The sequence below is a fragment of the Thiospirochaeta perfilievii genome, assembly GCF_008329945.1.
In the GTDB taxonomy this organism is placed as follows: Bacteria; Spirochaetota; Spirochaetia; order DSM-2461; family DSM-2461; genus Thiospirochaeta; species Thiospirochaeta perfilievii.
Map to the genome: position 1 here is coordinate 822,139 of NZ_CP035807.1, position 20,104 is coordinate 842,242.

Genomic DNA, 20,104 nt, shown 5'->3' on the forward strand with positions numbered 1-20,104 from the left:
TTTATCTTTTTTTTCCTCCAGTAACTAGCCTACCAATAGCTGATAGAGATTTTACTAAAGGGCCCTCTAGATCTCTCTGAACTAGTTTAAACTTCTCCCTTATAGGAATAAATTGTGGGCATTTTTTTTCACATAGACCACACTCTATACATGATGATGTAAAGTGGGGTTTTCTATCTTCATACCCCATTCCAAGAAATGATATATGATGAAAACGTGCTCCTGTTTTAGAGAACATGTGGTAATCATTTAAATTTTTAAAGGCTGCGGGAATATCTATACCCATAGGACAAGGAAGACAGTAGGCGCAACCTGTACATGGTACTTGCTGTAGCTCATTAAACTTATCTCTAACATCGGATAGAATTTTATTCTCTTCTTCTGTTAAACTACTAATATTTGAGTCTGAACAAGTCTCTAAATTCTCTTTTATATGTTCATCCTCGTTCATACCTGATAAAACTAGGGTTACTGCAGGGTTGTCTAGAACAAAACGCAGAGCCCAATCGGCAGGTGTTCGATGGATTTTAGCCCTATTGTAGATCTTTTCTACAGGTTTAGGTATCTTAGTAACTAAAGAACCTCCCCTTAGGGGTTCCATAACAATAACTCCCATGCCCTTTTTATAGGCATACAACGGTATAACACTTAGTATCTCCTTAGTAAATGACCACTTTGGTCATTTACTAAGGATAGATCCTAGGTATGTGAATAGTCAATCTTTTTCTTAATTTTCTATCCAACAGGCAACAGAGTGTCCCTTTGAAATTTCTTTTAAAGGTGGGTACTCTCTTTTACACCTCTCCATAGCATAGGGACATCTAGGATGAAAGTGACACCCCTTAGGGGGATTTAAAGGACTAGGAACATCCCCAATTACTACCCTTTTTTTATCCTGTCTATTATGGGGATTAGTTAGAGGGAATGCTTCAAAAAGAGCCTTGCTATAGGGGTGGACATGTCTCTCTACAAGCTCCTTTTTATCAGCAATTTCAACAATTCGCCCTAAATACATAACAATAATCCTAGTGGATATAAACTCTACAACCGATAGATCATGGGCTATAAATATGTAGGTGAGTTTATGTTTCTCCCAAAGGTCTAGTAGTAGGTTAATTATTTGTGCTTGGACTGATACATCTAGTGCAGAAACAGCTTCATCACAAACAACTAACTCTGGATTTAAAGCTAGAGCTCTTGCAATACCAATTCTCTGTCTCTGCCCACCAGAGAACTGATGGGGAAATCTTTTTTTATATAGAGGGTTTATTCCAACTTCTTCCATGATGGATTCCACCTTTTTACTTCTCTCTATAATATTCCCTTCTTTATGAATCTTTAAGGGTTGTCCTATTAAAGCTTCTACTTTTTTCCGAGGATTTAAAGAGGAGAATGGGTCTTGGAATACCATCTGTATATCTTTTCTAATACTACTAAGTTCAGATTTTGTTAAAGAGAAAAGGTCTGTATTATTATATATAACCTCTCCTTCTGTCTTCTCATGTAACCTTAATATAGTTTTTCCTAACGTCGATTTACCACAACCTGATTCCCCAACAATCCCTAGGATCTCACCTTTTTGTAGAGTAAAGGAGATATCATCTAGTGCTTTAACGTATTGGGACTTTCCACCTATTTTAGTTGAGGGAATTTCATAATACTTTTTAAGGTTTTTAACCTCCATTAATACTTTATCATCCATCTATATATCCCCCTTTAAAAAATCAGAAGCTTTAAAACACCAAATGGAGTGACCATCTTCTACACTAGACTCCTCTGGAAAACTAATATCACACTTTTTTTCATAGAAGGTACACCTATTAGCAAATGGACAACCTTCTCCAAGGGTTAATAGATCTGGAACTGTACCATCTATAGCTTCTAACCTTGTTGAACTACTATACTTATCGTTGGAAGGTAGTGAATTTAAAAGACCTAGGGTATATGGGTGTTTAGGGTTATCAAATATTTGATATACACTCCCCTCTTCCACCTTTCGCCCAGCGTACATTACAATTACCCTATCAGCTGTCTCTGCAACAACACCCATATCGTGGGTAATAAGTAGTAGTGCCATATTAACACTCTCTTTTAAGTCTGCTAGTAGATCAAGAATTTGTGCCTGAATTGTAACATCTAACGCTGTTGTTGGTTCATCTGCTATCATTAAACCAGGTTCTGGTGATGCTAAAGCCATGGCTATCATAACTCTCTGCCTCATACCGCCGGATAACTGATGGGGATAGTCGTTTAAAACTTTTTTAGGAGATGGAATTTTAACCTTACCTAATAACTCCTCTGCCTTAATTATAGCATCCCTCTTTTTCATCCCTTGATGGGTCATAAATACATCGGCTAACTGGGTTCCTATTTTAAAAACTGGGTTTAAACTAGTCATAGGCTCTTGGAATATCATGGATATATCGGTTCCACGCTTCTTTTGCATCTCATCCTCAGAGAGATCTAGTAAATTTTCCCCATTAAACATAACCTTTCCAGACTCAATAATTCCAGGAGGCATGGGTATTAATCTGTTTATAGTATGGGCTGTAACGGATTTACCACAACCTGATTCCCCAACTAGGGCTAAAGTCTCCCCCTTATCTATAGATAAAGAGAGATTACGAACGGCTCTAACAACTCCACGTCTTGTATTAAAATTAACACTTATATTTTCCATGGAAAGCAATTTTTCTTTTTTCATACTAGTCCCTCATCCTAGGGTCTAAAATATCCCTTAATCCATCACCTAAAAGGTTAAAACCTAATACAGCCAATAGAGTTGCAATACCAGGAAGGGTTACAATCCACCATGCACTTGTTACAAACTCCTTAGAACTAGCAATCATTAAACCCCATTCAGGTGTGGGAGGTTGCGCCCCTAAACCTAGAAAGGATAGTGCAGCAGAGTCTAATATAGCAGTTCCTATTCCAAGGGTAGCCTGAACAGAGATAGGAGCTAAACAGTTTGGTAGAATTGAAAAGATCATTAACTCCCAGTCTGGGGCTCCTAACGCTCTTTCAGCCATTACATAATCATTCTCTTTCTCTGCTAAAACTGAAGCCCTAACAACCCTGGCATAACTAGGTATCTGGGATATACCAATGGCTATCATCCCATTTGTTAGGGATGGACCTAGAATTGCTACAATAACAATTGTTAATAAAATATATGGAAAAGCCAACATAATATCTATTAACCTCATAATAATTTTATCTACAATACCACCATAAAAAGCACTAATTAAACCAATTATTGCACCGCAGGTTAATGATATAGAGACTGCAAAAACACCAATTAACATTGAAATTCTTGCACCATATATTATCCTTGAGAGCATATCTCGACCAAGGTCATCTGATCCTAGAATAAACCCATTTGTAAATGGAGCAGACTTTCGTAACTCAATATTTTGAGCAATAGGATCCATTGGGGATATAAGTGGCGCAAATAACCCAATTATTATAAATACAAGAATAATAATTAATCCTGTAACAGCTGTTTTATTACTTTTAAATTGATGCCAATGTTCCCAAAAAAGAGAGTCCTTTTTAGGAAGTGTATTATCTACTTTCATAACTTCCTCCCTACTGTAACCTAATTTTTGGATTTACTATTGAATATAAAATATCAACTACTAAATTAATTAAAACAAAACAGGTTGATATAATTATTATACCACCTTGAACAGCAGGATAGTCCCTAGCTTCAATAGCTTGATAGAGCCACTTACCAATCCCTGGCCATGCAAAAATTGTTTCTGTTAAAATTGCTCCGGATAATAAAAGTCCAAACTGAAGCCCAATAACTGTAATAACTGGTAGTAGGGCATTTCTTAATGCGTACCTATAGATAACTCTACTCTCTTTAATACCAGCAGACCTTACAGTCTTTATATAGTCCTGTTTTAAGACCTCTAACATACTACTTCTTGTTGTTCTAGCAATAATTGCCAAAGGAATAGTCCCTAAGGCTATAGATGGTAGAATCAAATGGTGTAGTGCTGATGTAAAGTATTCAGGATGTCCAGTAAAAATATATTTAAAAGTATCTAATAGATAAAAATTTGTTTCTGGGGAGAAGTAGTATCTAATGTTTATTCTTCCACCTGTAGGGAATAGGTTTAGTCCTACAGAAAAAACCATAATCATTACTAGTGCTAACCAGAAAACAGGCATAGATACACCAAAAAGAGCACCTACCATTGCAGAAAAATCTACCCAAGTATTCTTTTTAGTAGCTGATATAACACCAATTAATATACCAAGAATTGTTGCAAATATCATAGCACAAATAGCCAACTCTATAGTTGCAGGGAATCTCTCTTTAATCTCGTTCATAACTTTTTGACCAGATTTAATAGATTTTCCAAAATCTAGATGGGCAACCCTCTGCATATATAATCCGTACTGCTGAATTAAAGGTTTATCAAGTCCAAGATCTTCCCTTAGTCTTTCAATTTTCTCTTTACTCGCTCTCTCACCAAGCATTACCCGAGCCGGATCACCTGGAGCCAATGCTATCATGAAAAATACCAAAGTAACCACTCCTATAAGTGTGGGTATTAATAATAATAGTCGATTTATTATGTATTTTAACATATTACCTTCTTAATAAATGGATTAAAAAAAACCGCCAAATCCTGGCGGCTTAATACTTATTTTTTTAACCAAACCTTAGTAAATACTCTTCGACCAGTAGGATATAATACAAAGTCTTGAACACTCTCTTTCATAGGTTCAGAAACAATAGAGTGGGCAATAGGTACCCAAGGAGCTTCCTCATGGAAGATAACCTGAGCTTCCCTATATAACTGGGTTCTCTTAGCTGGGTCCATCTCCTCTTTTGCCTTAGCACATAGCTCTGTAAACTCTGAGTTTTTCCAGAAAGCTATATTTCCAGCTGGTTTTTCAGCTGCCATCTCAGATAGTAGTACCCATAAAAAGTTATCAGGATCTCCATTATCACCAGTCCAGCCTAACATAGCAGCTTGATGCTCACCCTGATCTGTTTTATCTAAGTATGTACCCCACTCGTAGGATATAATTTCAACTTCAATTCCAACTTTAGCAAGTTGAGCCTGCATAATTTCAGCAACTTTTTTACCATTAGGATTATATGGTCTAGCTACAGGCATTGCCCAAATTTCAGTTTTAAACCCATCTGCGTAACCAGCTTCAGCTAATAACTCTTTTGCTTTTTCAGGGTTATACTCATAGGCTACAATATCGTCATTATATGACCACATTGTTGGAGGAAGAGGATTTTTAGCAGGTTTACCAGCTTCACCATAAACCCCAGCTACAATTTCGTTTCTATCAATTGCGTAGTTCATAGCTTGTCTTACTAATTTATTATCATAGGGTGCTTTCTCATTATTTAAAGCAAGATAACCTACATTAAGTCCCTCTTGTTGAATAACCTTAATACCATCAGTTGACTTCATATCAGCTAAATCCTCTGGGGATGGGAAGTCTATAACATCAACCTCACCCTTTTGAAGGGCTAACCATCTTGATGTTGCATCTGGTATTACCTTTATGATTAAACGATCTAAATATACATCACCACCCCAGAAGTCAGGGTTTCGTTCATATACAATAGAGTCATCTTTTATCCATGATACAAATTTAAATGGTCCAGTACCTACAGGATTTGTTGCTAAATCAGCACCATATTTTTCAGCAGCTGTAGGTGAGATAATTGCAGCAAAATCCATTGCTAAGTTAGCAATAAAAGGAGCTTCTTTTTTCTTCAGCTTAAATTCTACAGTCAGATCATCTATTGCAGTTACACTCTCTACAATATTATCCATATCCATATAACCCCAGTATTTCCAAGGTCCAAAACTATATGCAGGGTGATCTTTAACAAATTGACGTTCAAAAGAGTAAACTACAGCATCTGCATTTAGTGGTGTACCATCATGAAACTTAACACCCTCTCTTAAAAAGAATTTAACAGACAGTCCATCACTTGCAAACTCCCAAGATTTTGCCAAAGCTGGTTGAATAGAGGTTTCACCTGGAACAAACTCAACTAAAGTATCATATACAGGTGTACTTCCATAAAAGGATTCACCATCAGTCTCTCTTCCTGGATCTAAACCTACAGAATCACCTGACCGTGCAAAGACAAGAACTCCGCCAAATTTACTATCACTATCCTTATTAACTACAGTTTCACTCTCTTTCTGACAAGAGAAGGATAAAACAGATAAGATAGCTACCACTAATAAGGCAACTAGTTTCTCAATTTTTTTCATATTTACTCCTATAAATATTTTTATTCACTATTAAATACTGCAAATACCATGCCATGAGATAAAACCCACAGAAAACGCTTACAATACAATTTTAAGTGAATTATAGCACAAGAATGTAGGATTGCAACAACATTATTACAATTAAGTAGTTTAAAAACAGCTACCATTGAGCATTTAAACTACAATAACTAAAATTAACGGTTACTTTATAGCACATAGAGCCTAACAAGCAACAAAACAACCATTTTTTTAGCTTAATCTTCGCAAAAATTAGTAAAAAAACTACTAGATTAGTATTTATACACTATGACTCTACGAAATATTTAAATTTCACAAATAATTATACGAATAACTTAGAACCTACAGGTGGAAATATCTTGAACTTAATTTACTTTTTATAGATAAAACTAAATAAAACCAAAACTTACCCCAATAAATAAATTTTTTATTAGCTACAATTAAAGGGCTATCTCCTTTTTTATACTAGAAGCATCAACTGTATAAAGATACACTTTATATTTATAAAGATATTTTTAAATTAAAAGCTTATATAATACTAACTATATCTGATATAATATTTACGTTCATATAATATATGCAAGGGGTAAGTATGAAGGAGATTTTAACATTACAAGAAGTAGCCGAATACCTACAGTTATCAGATAAAACAATATTAAAAATGGTTAAGTCAGGAGAAATTCCATGTGCAAAAATAGCAAATCAGTGGAGATTCTCAAAGGTTATGTTAGATGATTGGATAACTGCAAAGATGGAGGTTATTCCTCAAAATGATTTTTCAAGATTAGTTGAAAAGGAGTTTGATTTTATACAGATATCCAGACTTATTGATGAGTCTTCTATACTTCCTGAGTTAAAGGGAACAACAGGCCCTCAAGTTATTACAGAACTTGCTGAAAATGCTTACAAAAATGAACTTATTGCCAATAAAGAGGAGTTTATAAAGAAACTTTTAGAAAGGGAGCAGATTACTTCTACTTCTATTGGTCAAGGTATAGCCCTTCCCCATTTAAGAAAGCCCTGTGGCACAATTGTTACAGAACCAAAAATTGTTATAGGTAAATCCACTGAGGGTATAGACTTTTCATCAATGGATGGGAAAAAAACATATATTTTTCTACTACTACTATCAGATAGCGAAGTTGTACACCTAAAAATCCTCTCAAAACTATCACAAATCCTCTCAATTAATGGGAATATTGATAAGTTAAAGAAAATTAAAGAACCTAAAGAGTTTATTAAGTTCTTTATTATTGGAGAACAACAGATAAATAATAAAGAGTAAAATTAATATCTCTCTTTTTTACACCTTCTTTTCCCGGCTCTACCACTTCCTCCAAAGAAAGTACTAGCTCCTATAAGAAAACCGAGGTCATAGAGTCCTCCAGAATTATGAACCTCATAGATTGAAATAGTGTCATTAAATAGAGAACCTATAAATGAGAAAAGCAGTATAAAACCATGCCATAACCCCCTAAAAAAACCAGCCAAATATTCCTGACTATTTGGGACTTTCTCAGCAACATTAACACCTGCAGTACAGGATGTTAAAAATAGTGCAACAACAAAAATTGCTGTTATCAAAGTAATTTTTTTCTTCATAGGTTCTCCCTTTTTTATATCAATTTTAATATTTTTTTATGTTTTCAAATTCCTTATTAACAACATTCCTTCTAATTTTTTAGTAGTTGTCATAGGTAGAGCCTCTTTAGCAATGTAGAGACGGTCAATATGCTTATAACTTGTTAAAGTTTTATTTACATCTTTAACTATAGATGAAAAGAAGCTCTTAATTTCATCCTCTGTTTTTCCCTCACAAAACTCAGTTGTTGGATAAAAAATAACTTCTATACCCTCGGAGAGATATCTAGAATCCTTTAAATATCCTTTAACCAAAACTTGTTCAATCTCATTATATAGTTGGAATGCATCTTCTAACTCTTCAGGATAAACATTTTTACCACCTTCTGTAACAATAAGTGAGGATTTTCTACCTGTTAAATATAGATAGTTATCACTGTCTAGATAACCAACATCACCTGTTTTTAAATATCCATCACTGGTAAAAGCATTTTTTGTTGCCTCTTCATTCTTATAATACCCCAACATAATATTTGGACCCTTTGCAACAATATCACCTATACCCTCAGCATCCTTATTTATGATCTTAACATCAACATTTGATATTATCTTACCAACAGAATCTACCTTATAATGCTCCTTAGGATTTAAAGCTAACATTGGAGCTGCCTCTGTTAATCCATACCCTTGAACAAAGTCAATTCCCAATTGATTAAAGTGCTTAAATGTAGATGGGGCTAGAGGACCACCACCAGAAATACATATTCTTATATTTTGTAATGATGCCTTTTTTAGTAAAAAGTTAAACATTTTTTTCCCTGGATTAACCTTAAAACTCTTCTTAATAAATCCACTAATTGACATTAAAAATCTAATTACACCATATAAAACTATACTCTTCTTTTTTACCCCATTTAATAAACCATTTAATATTTTATTAAATAACATAGGAACACCAAGGAACATAGTAACTTTACCCTTGTTAAAATCCTCTAGTATTTTTGCAAAAACTAACTGTTTACCAAATATAACCTCAGCTCCAACGTAAATTGCTTCAAAAAATACTGAAGTCATAGTATATGAGTGATGTATTGGTAGTAGGGCGTAAAAAACATCAGTAGAGTATATTTTTAAATTACTTTGAGCTAGAAAAACATCACTTGAGAAGTTTTTATGGGTTAACATTACACCCTTAGACACTCCAGTAGTCCCAGAGGTATATAGAATTGCTGCTATATCACTCTCAACAGGTTTCTCAAAACTGTTATCAACATCATCTAAATCTAGTATGTAGTTTTCAGAACCACTGTTTAAACTAATATAACCTAAAAGGTCAACACTGTTATCCTTAATAAACTGATACTTATCAACTTCGGAGAACATTAATTTGGAATCGGATAACTTTATTAATTCTACTATCTCATTATTACTTAACGCATAATCTATAGGAACTACAACCGCCCCCATATTCACAATGCCTAAGTATGCTAAAGCCCACTCTGGGGAGTTTTTACCTGCAAGGGCTACATTATCCCCTTTTTTTATACCCTTAAAAGATAGATATCTTGATATTTTATTTATAATTACATTGGATTCTTTATATGTTAATGTAAACTCGTTAGGATTAAAAATAGTGAATGCCCTATTATTGGGAAATTCATCAGTAGTAATGTCAAACATTTCTGGTATTGTTGGCCACTCTCCTGCTATTTTATCTCCTTTATATTTGTCTAATTTTTTCCATGGACTGTACATTTATCACCTCGTTAACAAACAATATAATTCTATTTCCCTAATTTGACAAATATGTTTAAAAAAAAATATTCTTGTATTCTATAAATAGTGTTAATACAATTACTTTATGAGTAAAATAATTGTTGTAGATGATGATAAAACTCAAACTGTGTTAGTAAAAACTATTTTAACTAAATATTACCATGAAGTAATATGTTATAATGATCCAAGATTTATGTTAACAGAATATTTTCAAGGTAAAGCCGATCTAATATTATCTGATATTCATATGCCACACCTTAATGGATTAGAACTATTTAAAGCTATAAGAGTTAAAGATAAAGATATTCCATTTATAATATTTACATCTAATAATGATATAAAAAGTGTTATTGAACACTTTGAAAAGGGTATTTCCGATTATTTAATAAAACCTATTCTTTCCGATGACCTTATATACAGAGTATCTAGGGTAATCGATAGATCAATAATGGAGAAGAAACTCCACAAAATTGAGCTTGAAAGAGATCTTATTGAATTAGAAAAAAATAAGCTTAGTAATTGGAGAGATCTATATGCCGGAAAAGATATTAAGCAGACTAAGCAGATGATAACATATTTTACCCGTTCAATTAACTCTGGGGGAGGTTATGTCTGGCTGGATATTTTAAATGGTCTTCCAACAAATGAAGATGGAAGTCTACTATTAGATAGTGATCTTTTAAATCTTGTTACCGAGTCAGCATCTAACCAGAGAAAAGCCTTTGAGTATCTAGATTTTATTACTAATTTGCCTGAATTAAATATGGAAACTTTAGAAATTAGAAGTTTGTATCACAAAGTAAAAGATCATTTTACAAATAGACTAGAGGATCTTTTTCATAATAGTAGTAGAGAGTTATCCGTAAACCTTGGGTTAACAGAACTAGATGGAGAAGTAGAAATAGATTATGAGATGTTTATAGACATTTTTGAGGAAGTTTGTATAAATGGGATAAAATACTCTCCAAATAAGTCCAAAATATTTATTGAGGTATATAAAATTAGTAATCAAAGTCTAATGCGGTATAGTCCTCAAAAGGATACAAAAAATTGGCTTCTATTTGAAGTTCGAAACGAGGTAATACCAAAAGAGATATTGACAAATGGAGACCAGGGAGTTATTGGAATACCCTACGACTATATAGAACTAGTATTTGATATGTTCTATACAATTGAGTCCTACCCAACTACCCATCCAGAGGAAAAGTGGGCCAATGGAACTGGTTTATATATTTGCCGAAACCAAATAAATAAAATGAATGGTGGCCTAGAGTGTAAGAATATTATTGATTATACAAATGGCCAAAAGAAACCCTATGTACAATTTAAACTTTATCTACCAATCTCTAATTAAATAATAAAAGTTATCATTTTCATTAAAACCAGTAATGATTTAATATAGAAATAGGATTAAACTTAACAAAGGTGGTATCTTATATGATAATTCTTATACTTTTTGCTTTTTTATCTGGAATAATAACAATATTATCTCCCTGTATACTTCCAATGCTCCCAGTTATACTAACTGGATCGATAGGGAATAGAAGGCGTCCCTACGGTATTATTACCGGCTTTATAATTAGCTTTGTAGTTTTTACCCTATCTTTAACATTCCTAGTGGATTTTTTAAATGTTCCTACTAATACCCTTAGAACCGTAGCCTATATAAGCTTAATATTATTTGGTCTTATAATGCTTACTCCAAAGCTAAAAGAAACTTTTGAAATTTTAGTCTCCCTAATCAATAGAGGTGGAGACCATAAGAAGAGAGATGGATTTAGTGGTGGTTTTTTTATAGGCCTAACACTAGGAATTATTTGGACTCCATGTGTTGGACCAATAATGGCCTCTGTTATTACACTTGCTGCTACTCAAAATGTAAATTTAGACTCTGTATTTATAATTCTATCCTACTCTATAGGAACTGCACTACCTATGCTTGCGGTTATATATGGAGGAAAAGCAATTATTACAAAAGTACCTTTTTTAACTAGAAATCCTGAAAAACTAGAGAGATTTTTTGGAATAATTATGATTATAGTAGGGATATCTATAGCTTTTAATCTAGATAGGCAGTTTCAGAACAGGATTTTGAATCTATTTCCCAACTACGGCAGTGGTCTTACGGCCTTTGAAAATAGTGATATTGTACAAAATGCCCTTGGTAATAATCTAGAAGATAGTGGTGATTTTAGAACTTCTAAAGAGCCTGAAAAAGGGAAACTTGGATATTATGGTTTAGCTCCCGAACCTCTTTTAGGCCTTAAAGGGAGTGTTGTTATAGTCGATTTTTGGACTTATAGCTGTGTGAATTGTGTTAGAACTATCCCCTATCTTAGATCATGGTATGAGAATTATAAGGGTTTAGGGTTGGAGATAGTTGGTGTTCATACCCCAGAGTTTGTCTTTGAAAGGGATAAAAATAACGTTGATAAAGCTGTTAAAGATTTAGGAATTACATGGCCTGTAATACAAGATAATGACTACTCAATTTGGAACTCCTATAACAATAGATACTGGCCTGCAAAATATTTTATAGATATAAATGGAGTTGTTAGATATTTTCACTTTGGGGAAGGTGATTATGAAACATCAGAAAAGGTTATTAGAGCACTGCTTATAGAGGCTGGTGTTGAAATTGATAACAAACCAACAAATATGTTGGAAGAGGAAAATCAGAGTAATACACCTGAAATTTATCTTGGATATAGTCGATCTAGGGGTTTTAAATCGGTTGAGAAAATATTAGCAGATAAGAGTAGATTCTACTCTTTAGTTAGTAATTTAGAAAATGGTATGTGGAGTTTAAGTGGTAACTGGTTAATAACAGAAGAGTATATTATTCCCCAGGATAGTGGGGATTTAGTACTAAATTTCTTCTCAAAAGATCTCTATATAGTCATTGAACCTGAGGGAACTAGTGGTTTTATAGAAGTATACCTTAATAATGAAAAAGTTCAGGAAATTAGACCTACACAGAGCAGATTATATAAACTTTTAGAGTTGGATAATAGTGGTTCAAACACACTAAGATTGAGGGTAGATGGCCCTTGAGGCTGTTTGCATTTACATTTGGATAAGTATCCTAGGAGGATATAAGTATGAGAAAGTACAATATAATAGTAATTTTAATAGTAGTAGCTATTGGTTTTCCTATATTTTCAAAGGGAAACAAGGATAGTTATAAACCTGAAATAGAGGGGGTTTTACCTCCTAATACCAGTGGGGAATATATAAAACCTAGTATCAAAGAGTTACAAGAGAGGTTAACAAATATCCAATTTTTAGTTACACAAAAAAACTCAACAGAGAGAGCATATAATAATAGATACTGGGACAACCACGATGAAGGAATCTATGTGGATATAGTTTCTGGGGAACCCCTATTTAGTTCTACAGATAAGTTTGACTCAGGCACAGGATGGCCAAGTTTTACTAAACCCTTAGAACCCACAAATATAGTTAACTTAGAGGATAAAAGCTACAATTTAACAAGGGTTGAAGTAAGAAGTCTATATGCAGACTCCCACCTGGGACACCTTTTTTCTGATGGTCCAAAACCTACTGGGAATAGATACTGTATAAATTCTGCATCCCTTCTTTTTATACCAAAGGATGAATTAAAGAGTTCAGGTTACGGTTATTACCTATATCTTTTTAATGATATAGAGTTTGAGACAGCTGTTTTTGCGGGAGGTTGTTTTTGGGGTGTAGAAGCTATTTTTGAATCTATAAATGGTGTTATAGATGTTAAATCCGGTTACTCTGGTGGTAAAAAAAGCAGTGCTAATTATAAGAGTGTAAGTTCAGGCCTAACAAAACATGCAGAAGCGGTTTTAGTTGAGTTTGATCCTAGTATAATTACTTATAATCAACTTTTAGAGGTATTTTTTAGAGTTGCCCATGATCCCACACAATTAAATTATCAAGGTCCAGATAAGGGTCCTCAATATAGGTCCCAGATATTTTACACTAACAATTATCAGAGGGATAAGGCCAAGGATTATATAAAAAGTTTAGAAGATGATGTAGTTACTCTACTATCTAAATTAGAAGAGTTTTATGTGGCAGAGACATACCATCAAGATTTTTTAAAATTAAACCCAAATAATCCATATATTCTTTACTGGGATATGCCTAAACTAGATCATTTAAAAAGGGAGTTTCCAGAACTTTTAAAATAAGATCTCTTCTCTTCCTGCTTTTTTTCTAATTGAATTTATAACCTTACTAATTTTTTTATTAGAAAAGAATTTATACTCTAGGGATTTTTTTCCTGGAAAGTTTATAAAAAGTAACCCTAGAGTTATGGATAAAAGCCCCTGTCCAGGAATAAATAACATAATAACTCCAAGAATTATAAAAATATATCCAACTATATTTTTTAAAATTAAAACAAAGTATCTAATAAATAAGTTTTTATATCTATATAAAGGTTTATTTGCTCCCTTAAAATAGTCAGGAGAGAGGTTTATAATTACAAATGGAATTATAATCAAACTAACTAAAAAAGTTATTGCGCTAAAGATTGTAAAAATGAGTATTAACTCTCTATGTAATATTAAAAAATCAAACATTGTTTATAATTATATTTACAAATCTAAAAAAAACAATTAAATTAAGCATAATTAATAGTTAAGTAAGCTTACCTATATATACAGGGGTTATAATGAATAGTAAAGAAGAATTTAGTGAAGCGATAAAAAACTGGATGAGTGCATCTATGCATACTTTTATGAGGCAACTACATATATATGCTAAGCAAAACAGTCTCTCAATTACCCAGATAAATACACTTTTAAGAATAAAAAAGCATGGACCAATTCAAGTTAGTGACGTAAGTAGAAGCCTTGATATAAGTAGACCTGCAGCTAGCCAATTAATGGATAAGATGGTACAGAGGGATTTTCTTAAAAGAGAGGAGAGTAGAGATGATCGTAGGGTTAAATTCCACAACTTAACACCTAATGGAGAGAAACTATTAAAAGGCTTTTTTGAATCTGTTAAAGGAATACAAGCGGAGCTAGTAGATAGCTACAGTGAAAATGAGTATGGAAAATATAGGGATTTATTAAACTCTTTAACAAATAACCTATTACAAAATCAAGAAAAGGATAAAAAGGAGGAATGATAAAAAGTAAATATAACCCCTTTGGTTGATAGACTGTTTTATAATTAGTAAGACAGCAAAGCTACTGTTCGTCATATTTATTGGTCTGCGAGACCGCAAAGGAGATTGAAGAGCTGTAGCCGTAACATTCAATGGTCTGCGAGACCGAATAGGAGATTGGAGTTAATCAACCGTACAGGAGCTGTCTAATATAGGGGGCAATATATGAAACTTAGTATAGGTTCAGACCTACACAAAACACAATTTACAACACTTTCACTTAGTGAAGATCGTAAAATTGAAGAATCAGGAATGTATCCAACAAATAAAACGGGGTATGGAGAATTCTTAAAACAGGTTAAAGAATGGATAGAGCAAGGATACGAAATATCTATTGCTGTTGAATCAACTGGAAATGCAAGATTTTTTAGAAACAAAATGATTAGTGCAGGAATTGAAGTAAAAGTTGTGAATACACTGAAGTTCAAAGTTATAAATGAGTCTGTGAAGAAAACAGATAAGCATGATGCAAGAACATTAGCAGAGTTTTTGGAAAAAGATATGCTTCCAGAGTCGATTTTATGTTCTCAGGAAAGTGAAGATATCAGAAGAATATTAAAGTCACGATCTATTTTAGTAAAAACTGTTGTTTCTTTAAAAAATCAAGTTCATGGTCTATTACTTGGATATGGTATTGAATCCAAAAGAGGACAGTTGCAAAGTAAAAAAGAGAGGCAGCGAATCCTTGTGGGTCTCGAAGACCATAGGTTTAACGGAAACGCCGCCAATGCGGTAAGACCGCTACTTAATACGATAGATCAGGTATCATCAGAAGTCAAGATTTTAGAAAAAGTCTTAGCTAAAATGGTTGAAGAAGATGAAGATGTTGCACTTCTTCAAACAATACCTGGTGTTGGAATAATAACAGCATCAACAATAAGAGCATTTACTGATGATATTGAAAGATACAGTAGTGCAAAAAAATATGCAGCACATGCAGGACTTGTTCCATGGGTTCAAAACTCAAATATGACAATACATCATGGTCATATAACGAAAAGAGGACCAGTAGAGCTTAGAACTGCATTTGTACAAACTGTAATGGGAATGATTAGAAGTAAAAAACATACTATGGGATACAGATTAATGAGTAGGTATACAGATATGAAAAAACATAAAGGTTCTGGGAAAAGTATTATAGCTACAGCCAGAAAAATGAGTACCATAGTTTATACAATACTAAAAACTAGAGAACCATTTGATCCTCAGAAAATGGCTCACAATAGTAAATATAGAGAAATGCAGGCGACAGCATTAGGTGCCGCACTTGCTGTGTAGAACAGCACGATATATGCTTTTTTACGGAAGGGTATATATTGACTTTTTATAGGAGTTTAGATGCTAAAGTTAATTAAATATCTAAAGCCGTATATTGGAGCAATAATATTAGCAGTAATCCTGCTATATACCCAGGTTAATATGGATTTAGCCCTGCCCGACTTAATGTCAAAAATAATAAATACAGGGATACAGCAGAGTGGAATAGATGATGTTATACCAGAGATTCTTCGGGATGATCTATATATAAGTATATCACAAGAGTTTGATGGAAAAGATTTACAAATTCTTGAAAGTATATATCAAAAGAGTACAAAAGTTGAAGTTTTGAAAAAGAAATATACAGATATAGAGAATTATAATGTTTTAATTCTTAATAAAAAGATAAAGACTACCCCAAATTTTGACCTTTTATTTGCTAAAACTCTGCTTAAGATAAGTGGAATGCCATCATTTGATAAGATGGGTGAGAGTTTTATAAATCAGGCAGCTACTACAATTATTAAATCAGAGTATACACTACTAGGTGTTAATATGGGAAAATTACAGAGGGATTATATAATTAAAACAGGTGGTATAATGTTATTAGTTACACTACTATCTGTTTTTTGTGCCGTATCTGTTGGTTTTATTGGAGCTAAAACTTCTGCCGGAACAGCTAAAACAATCCGGTTTGACCTTTTTTCCAAGGTTGAAAGTTTCTCCAGTGCAGAGTTTGATAGGTTCTCAACAGCATCATTAATTACAAGATCTACAAATGATATTACACAAATACAACAGATAATCTTTATGACCCTTCGAATGGTTGTATATGCTCCACTAATGGGTATAGGGGGATTTTTTAGGGCTCTATCTAAAGCCCCATCTATGGGTTGGATTATTGGAATAGCGGTAATTGTACTTTTAGGGATTATATCTGTAGTTATATCTATATCTATGCCAAAATTTAAAACTGTTCAAAAACTAGTTGATAGATTAAACCTGGTAGCCAGGGAAAACCTATCTGGTCTTCTTGTTGTTAGAGCTTTTAATAGACAGGATTTTGAGGAAGAGAGATTTGATAAGGTAAATAGAGACCTTACATCTACAAACCTCTTTATCGCTAGAACTATGGTTGTATTAATGCCAATAATTTCATTAATTATGAACGGTTTAGCTGTATCCATTATTTGGGTTGGCTCAAAGCAGGTCTCCCTAGGTACAATGCAGGTTGGAGATATGATGGCTTTTATACAGTATGCAATGCAGATAGTTATGTCTTTTATGATGATGTCTATGGTCTTTATTACCCTGCCTAGAGCTTCTGTTTCGGGAAAGAGGGTTTCTGAGGTTTTAGATATTAAGCCGAGTATAAATGATAAGATAGATCCTACAGATCTTCCAAAAAACTTAAAAGGAGAAGTTACCTTTAACAGTGTAAGTTTTAAATATCCTGGAGGTGAAGTTAATGCATTAACTGATATTAGTTTTACAGCAAAACCGGGAACAACAACTGCTTTTATTGGTTCTACCGGTTCTGGAAAGAGCTCTATCATAAACCTTATTCCACGGTTTTACGATGTAACAAAGGGTAATATAACTATTGATGGCGTCGATATAAGGGATATAAGGCAGGAGGCTCTAAGGGATGTTATAGGTTATGTTCCTCAAAAAAACGTTCTATTTAGTGGAACAATAGAGTCTAATTTAAAATATGGTAATAAAAATGGAACAACTGAGGATTTTAACTTAGCAACCTCAACAGCCCAAGCAACAGACTTCATTTTAGAGAAAGATGAGGGATACAGTTTTACCATATCCCAGGATGGAAGTAATGTATCGGGAGGCCAAAGGCAGCGGTTGGCAATTAGTCGAGCATTAATGAAAAAAGCACCTATCTATATTTTTGATGATAGTTTTTCCGCTCTAGATTTTAAAACAGACGCAAAACTTAGAAGGGATTTAAAATTAAATACCGGAAAAAGCACAATAATTTTAGTAGCCCAAAGAGTTGCAACTATAATGAGTGCAGAACAGATAATTGTTTTAGATGAGGGTAAGATTGTAGGAAGAGGAACCCACAAAGAGCTACTTAAAACCTGCCCTGAATATTTAGAGATTACAACCTCACAACTAGGAGTACAGGAGAGAGTATGAGCCAAAATAAAAATAAACAAAATAGGCCACCAATGGGATTTGGTGGAGGACATGGAAGAGCTGGATTAAGTGGTGAGAAGGCAAAAAACTTTAAAGGGACAATTAGCCGTTTAGTAAGTTATATGTCACCATATAAATTAAAAATATTTATAGTTATACTAGTTTCTATTCTCTCAACTGTATCCATGATTATTGGACCTAAGGTTATGGGAAAAGCAACAACTAAACTCTTTGAAGGTATAAAACTTCAAATAAGTGGTAGGGGTAAAATAGACTTTAGTTATATTGGAAATATACTTCTTTGGACACTAGGACTATATCTCTTTTCAGCCCTATTCTCATATATTATGGGGTGGATTATGACATCTGTTTCAACAGATATAACATATAGACTACGTAGAGACCTATCCCATAAGATGAATAAGATTCCACTATCCTACTACGATAAAACAAAACATGGTCAGATATTGTCAAGGATTACCAATGACATAGATACAGTAAATCAAACTCTATCCCAAAGTTTAACCCAGATAATAACATCTATTTTTACTGTTTTAGGTGTTATGGTTATGATGTTCTCTATAAACTGGCTAATGACACTAGCAGCTCTATTAATTCTCCCATTATCAATGAGTATTGTGGGTAAAATAATTAAAAAATCACAAAAGTATTTTAAAGAGCAACAAGCTTCCCTTGGTAATGCAAATGGGCATATAGAGGAGATGTACTCAGGTCACTTAGTTATGAAGGCCTTTAACGGTGAGCAGGAGAGTATAAAAACCTTTGAAACCTATAACCAGAGCTTATATAAATCTGCATGGAAGTCTCAGTTTTTATCAGGAATGATGATGCCGGTTATGATGTTTGTTGGTAACTTAGGTTATGTAATAATAAGTATTTTAGGTGGGTATTTAGTTGTGAAGGGAACTATTTCTGTTGGGGAGATACAAGCTTTTATACAGTATGTTAGAAGTTTTAATCAACCTATCGGTCAGCTAGCTAATATATCTAATATATTACAACAGACAGCTGCTGCTGCAGAGAGGGTTTTCGAGTTTATGGATGAGGATCAGGAGATAGCAGAAACAGATAATCCAATAAAAATAGATAGTATAACTGGAAGGGTAGAATTTAAAAATATCCATTTTTCATATACTCCAGAGAAACCTATAATAAATAACTTCTCAGCAATTGCAGAGCCTGGAACAAAGGTAGCAATAGTAGGACCAACAGGTGCAGGTAAGACTACTATGGTTAAACTTCTAATGAGATTTTACGATGTAAACCAGGGTGAAATACTAATTGATAATCATAACATTAAGGATTTTATTAGAGGTGATCTACGGTCTAACTTTGCAATGGTTTTACAAGATACATGGTTATACAATGAGACAATAATGGAGAATATTAGGTATGGTAACCCAAAAGCTACAGACGATCAGGTATACTCTGCTGCAAAGGCAGCCCATGCTGACCATTTTATATTAACCCAGCCTGATGGCTATAATATGGTTTTAAATGAAGAGAGCAATAATATATCCCAGGGGCAAAAACAGCTTCTAACAATAGCAAGGGCTATTTTAGCAGACCCCAAAATATTAATTTTAGATGAAGCTACTAGTTCAGTAGATACTAGAACTGAAGGGTTAATACAAAAAGCTATGGATAATTTAATGGAAAATAGAACTAGTTTTGTAATAGCCCATAGACTATCAACAATTAAAAATGCAGATACTATTTTAGTAATGGAACACGGAGATATTGTTGAGCAAGGTAACCACAACGAACTACTTAAAAGTAACGGATTATATGCAGACCTATACCAGAGTCAATTTGATATTCCTGTTGCTTAAATAACAAGGGGGGAAGTACCCCTCCC

Annotated in this window: 17 protein-coding genes; 8 read left to right on the forward strand and 9 right to left on the reverse strand. The window is 33.6% G+C overall.

Going from position 1 to position 20,104, the window contains the following annotated elements; all coding sequences use genetic code 11:
- Position 1 precedes the first annotated feature (1 nt).
- The 6 genes from EW093_RS03790 to EW093_RS03815 all read right to left on the reverse strand — a co-directional run bounded on the left by EW093_RS03790 (position 2) and on the right by EW093_RS03815 (position 6,266).
- Complete coding sequence (locus tag EW093_RS03790; protein WP_281283472.1) at positions 2-637, reverse strand: aldo/keto reductase; 636 nt, start codon at positions 635-637, stop codon at positions 2-4.
- Between the two features lie 90 nt (positions 638-727).
- Positions 728-1,702 carry an ABC transporter ATP-binding protein gene (locus EW093_RS03795; RefSeq protein WP_149567116.1) on the reverse strand — a complete coding sequence of 325 codons (975 nt, stop codon included), beginning with the start codon at positions 1,700-1,702 and terminating at the stop codon, positions 728-730.
- Positions 1,703-2,704, reverse strand: a complete 1,002-nt coding sequence (locus tag EW093_RS03800) for an ABC transporter ATP-binding protein (RefSeq protein ID WP_149567117.1) — start codon at positions 2,702-2,704, stop codon at positions 1,703-1,705.
- A gap of 1 nt (position 2,705) precedes the next feature.
- The gene (locus EW093_RS03805; protein WP_149567118.1) at positions 2,706-3,578 is read right to left on the reverse strand and encodes an ABC transporter permease; all 873 of its coding nucleotides are present in this window, start codon (positions 3,576-3,578) and stop codon (positions 2,706-2,708) included.
- 10 nt (positions 3,579-3,588) lie between these two features.
- Complete coding sequence (locus EW093_RS03810) at positions 3,589-4,602, reverse strand: ABC transporter permease (RefSeq protein ID WP_149567119.1); 1,014 nt, start codon at positions 4,600-4,602, stop codon at positions 3,589-3,591.
- Positions 4,603-4,658: 56 nt separating this feature from the next.
- Positions 4,659-6,266, reverse strand: a complete 1,608-nt coding sequence (locus tag EW093_RS03815; RefSeq protein ID WP_149567120.1) for an ABC transporter substrate-binding protein — start codon at positions 6,264-6,266, stop codon at positions 4,659-4,661.
- Between the two features lie 610 nt (positions 6,267-6,876).
- Between EW093_RS03815 and EW093_RS03820 the strand changes: the two genes are divergently transcribed.
- A complete protein-coding gene (locus EW093_RS03820) occupies positions 6,877-7,569 on the forward strand; it encodes a PTS sugar transporter subunit IIA (RefSeq protein WP_187759818.1) in 693 nt (230 codons plus the stop codon).
- A gap of 2 nt (positions 7,570-7,571) precedes the next feature.
- On the opposite strand, the gene EW093_RS03825 is transcribed toward EW093_RS03820, so the two are convergent.
- The gene (locus tag EW093_RS03825) at positions 7,572-7,886 is read right to left on the reverse strand and encodes a hypothetical protein (protein WP_149567122.1); all 315 of its coding nucleotides are present in this window, start codon (positions 7,884-7,886) and stop codon (positions 7,572-7,574) included.
- Positions 7,887-7,922: 36 nt separating this feature from the next.
- The gene (locus EW093_RS03830) at positions 7,923-9,620 is read right to left on the reverse strand and encodes an AMP-binding protein (RefSeq protein WP_149567123.1); all 1,698 of its coding nucleotides are present in this window, start codon (positions 9,618-9,620) and stop codon (positions 7,923-7,925) included.
- A gap of 106 nt (positions 9,621-9,726) precedes the next feature.
- On the opposite strand from EW093_RS03830, the gene EW093_RS03835 reads away from it, so the two are divergent.
- The 3 genes from EW093_RS03835 to EW093_RS03845 all read left to right on the forward strand — a co-directional run bounded on the left by EW093_RS03835 (position 9,727) and on the right by EW093_RS03845 (position 13,825).
- Positions 9,727-10,995, forward strand: coding sequence for a hybrid sensor histidine kinase/response regulator (locus tag EW093_RS03835; RefSeq protein ID WP_149567124.1), 1,269 nt, complete (start codon positions 9,727-9,729; stop codon positions 10,993-10,995).
- An 83-nt stretch (positions 10,996-11,078) separates the two neighbouring features.
- Positions 11,079-12,695, forward strand: coding sequence for a cytochrome c biogenesis protein CcdA (locus tag EW093_RS03840; protein ID WP_149567125.1), 1,617 nt, complete (start codon positions 11,079-11,081; stop codon positions 12,693-12,695).
- Positions 12,696-12,742: 47 nt separating this feature from the next.
- Complete coding sequence (locus tag EW093_RS03845) at positions 12,743-13,825, forward strand: bifunctional methionine sulfoxide reductase B/A protein (RefSeq protein WP_149567126.1); 1,083 nt, start codon at positions 12,743-12,745, stop codon at positions 13,823-13,825.
- Here EW093_RS03845 and EW093_RS03850 read toward each other — a convergent pair.
- Complete coding sequence (locus tag EW093_RS03850) at positions 13,817-14,218, reverse strand: PGPGW domain-containing protein (RefSeq protein WP_149567127.1); 402 nt, start codon at positions 14,216-14,218, stop codon at positions 13,817-13,819. The two genes, EW093_RS03845 and EW093_RS03850, sit on opposite strands and share 9 nt — an antisense overlap.
- A gap of 92 nt (positions 14,219-14,310) precedes the next feature.
- Between EW093_RS03850 and EW093_RS03855 the strand changes: the two genes are divergently transcribed.
- From EW093_RS03855 to EW093_RS03870, 4 genes are all read left to right on the forward strand, one after another.
- Positions 14,311-14,772 carry a MarR family winged helix-turn-helix transcriptional regulator gene (locus EW093_RS03855; RefSeq protein WP_149567128.1) on the forward strand — a complete coding sequence of 154 codons (462 nt, stop codon included), beginning with the start codon at positions 14,311-14,313 and terminating at the stop codon, positions 14,770-14,772.
- A 204-nt stretch (positions 14,773-14,976) separates the two neighbouring features.
- Entirely contained in the window at positions 14,977-16,089 is a 1,113-nt protein-coding gene (locus EW093_RS03860; protein WP_149566950.1) for an IS110 family RNA-guided transposase, read from the forward strand.
- 60 nt (positions 16,090-16,149) lie between these two features.
- Positions 16,150-18,225 (forward strand): ABC transporter ATP-binding protein, encoded by a 2,076-nt coding sequence (locus EW093_RS03865; RefSeq protein WP_149567129.1) that lies wholly within the window; start codon positions 16,150-16,152, stop codon positions 18,223-18,225.
- Positions 18,222-20,078, forward strand: a complete 1,857-nt coding sequence (locus EW093_RS03870) for an ABC transporter ATP-binding protein (RefSeq protein WP_149567130.1) — start codon at positions 18,222-18,224, stop codon at positions 20,076-20,078. The genes EW093_RS03865 and EW093_RS03870 overlap by 4 nt, the downstream gene beginning before the upstream one ends.
- Positions 20,079-20,104: the final 26 nt, after the last annotated feature.

What these genes read in the sequence shown, in the direction of transcription:
- EW093_RS03795 (WP_149567116.1), bottom strand. Translation starts at nt 1,702, where the DNA reads ATGGATGATAAAGTATTAATGGAGGTTAAAAACCTTAAAAAGTATTAT.
- EW093_RS03800 (WP_149567117.1), bottom strand. Translation starts at nt 2,704, where the DNA reads ATGAAAAAAGAAAAATTGCTTTCCATGGAAAATATAAGTGTTAATTTT.
- EW093_RS03805 (WP_149567118.1), bottom strand. Translation starts at nt 3,578, where the DNA reads ATGAAAGTAGATAATACACTTCCTAAAAAGGACTCTCTTTTTTGGGAA.
- EW093_RS03810 (WP_149567119.1), bottom strand. Translation starts at nt 4,602, where the DNA reads ATGTTAAAATACATAATAAATCGACTATTATTATTAATACCCACACTT.
- EW093_RS03815 (WP_149567120.1), bottom strand. Translation starts at nt 6,266, where the DNA reads ATGAAAAAAATTGAGAAACTAGTTGCCTTATTAGTGGTAGCTATCTTA.
- EW093_RS03820 (WP_187759818.1), top strand. Translation starts at nt 6,877, where the DNA reads ATGAAGGAGATTTTAACATTACAAGAAGTAGCCGAATACCTACAGTTA.
- EW093_RS03825 (WP_149567122.1), bottom strand. Translation starts at nt 7,886, where the DNA reads ATGAAGAAAAAAATTACTTTGATAACAGCAATTTTTGTTGTTGCACTA.
- EW093_RS03830 (WP_149567123.1), bottom strand. Translation starts at nt 9,620, where the DNA reads ATGTACAGTCCATGGAAAAAATTAGACAAATATAAAGGAGATAAAATA.
- EW093_RS03835 (WP_149567124.1), top strand. Translation starts at nt 9,727, where the DNA reads ATGAGTAAAATAATTGTTGTAGATGATGATAAAACTCAAACTGTGTTA.
- EW093_RS03840 (WP_149567125.1), top strand. Translation starts at nt 11,079, where the DNA reads ATGATAATTCTTATACTTTTTGCTTTTTTATCTGGAATAATAACAATA.
- EW093_RS03845 (WP_149567126.1), top strand. Translation starts at nt 12,743, where the DNA reads ATGAGAAAGTACAATATAATAGTAATTTTAATAGTAGTAGCTATTGGT.
- EW093_RS03850 (WP_149567127.1), bottom strand. Translation starts at nt 14,218, where the DNA reads ATGTTTGATTTTTTAATATTACATAGAGAGTTAATACTCATTTTTACA.
- EW093_RS03855 (WP_149567128.1), top strand. Translation starts at nt 14,311, where the DNA reads ATGAATAGTAAAGAAGAATTTAGTGAAGCGATAAAAAACTGGATGAGT.
- EW093_RS03860 (WP_149566950.1), top strand. Translation starts at nt 14,977, where the DNA reads ATGAAACTTAGTATAGGTTCAGACCTACACAAAACACAATTTACAACA.
- EW093_RS03865 (WP_149567129.1), top strand. Translation starts at nt 16,150, where the DNA reads ATGCTAAAGTTAATTAAATATCTAAAGCCGTATATTGGAGCAATAATA.
- EW093_RS03870 (WP_149567130.1), top strand. Translation starts at nt 18,222, where the DNA reads ATGAGCCAAAATAAAAATAAACAAAATAGGCCACCAATGGGATTTGGT.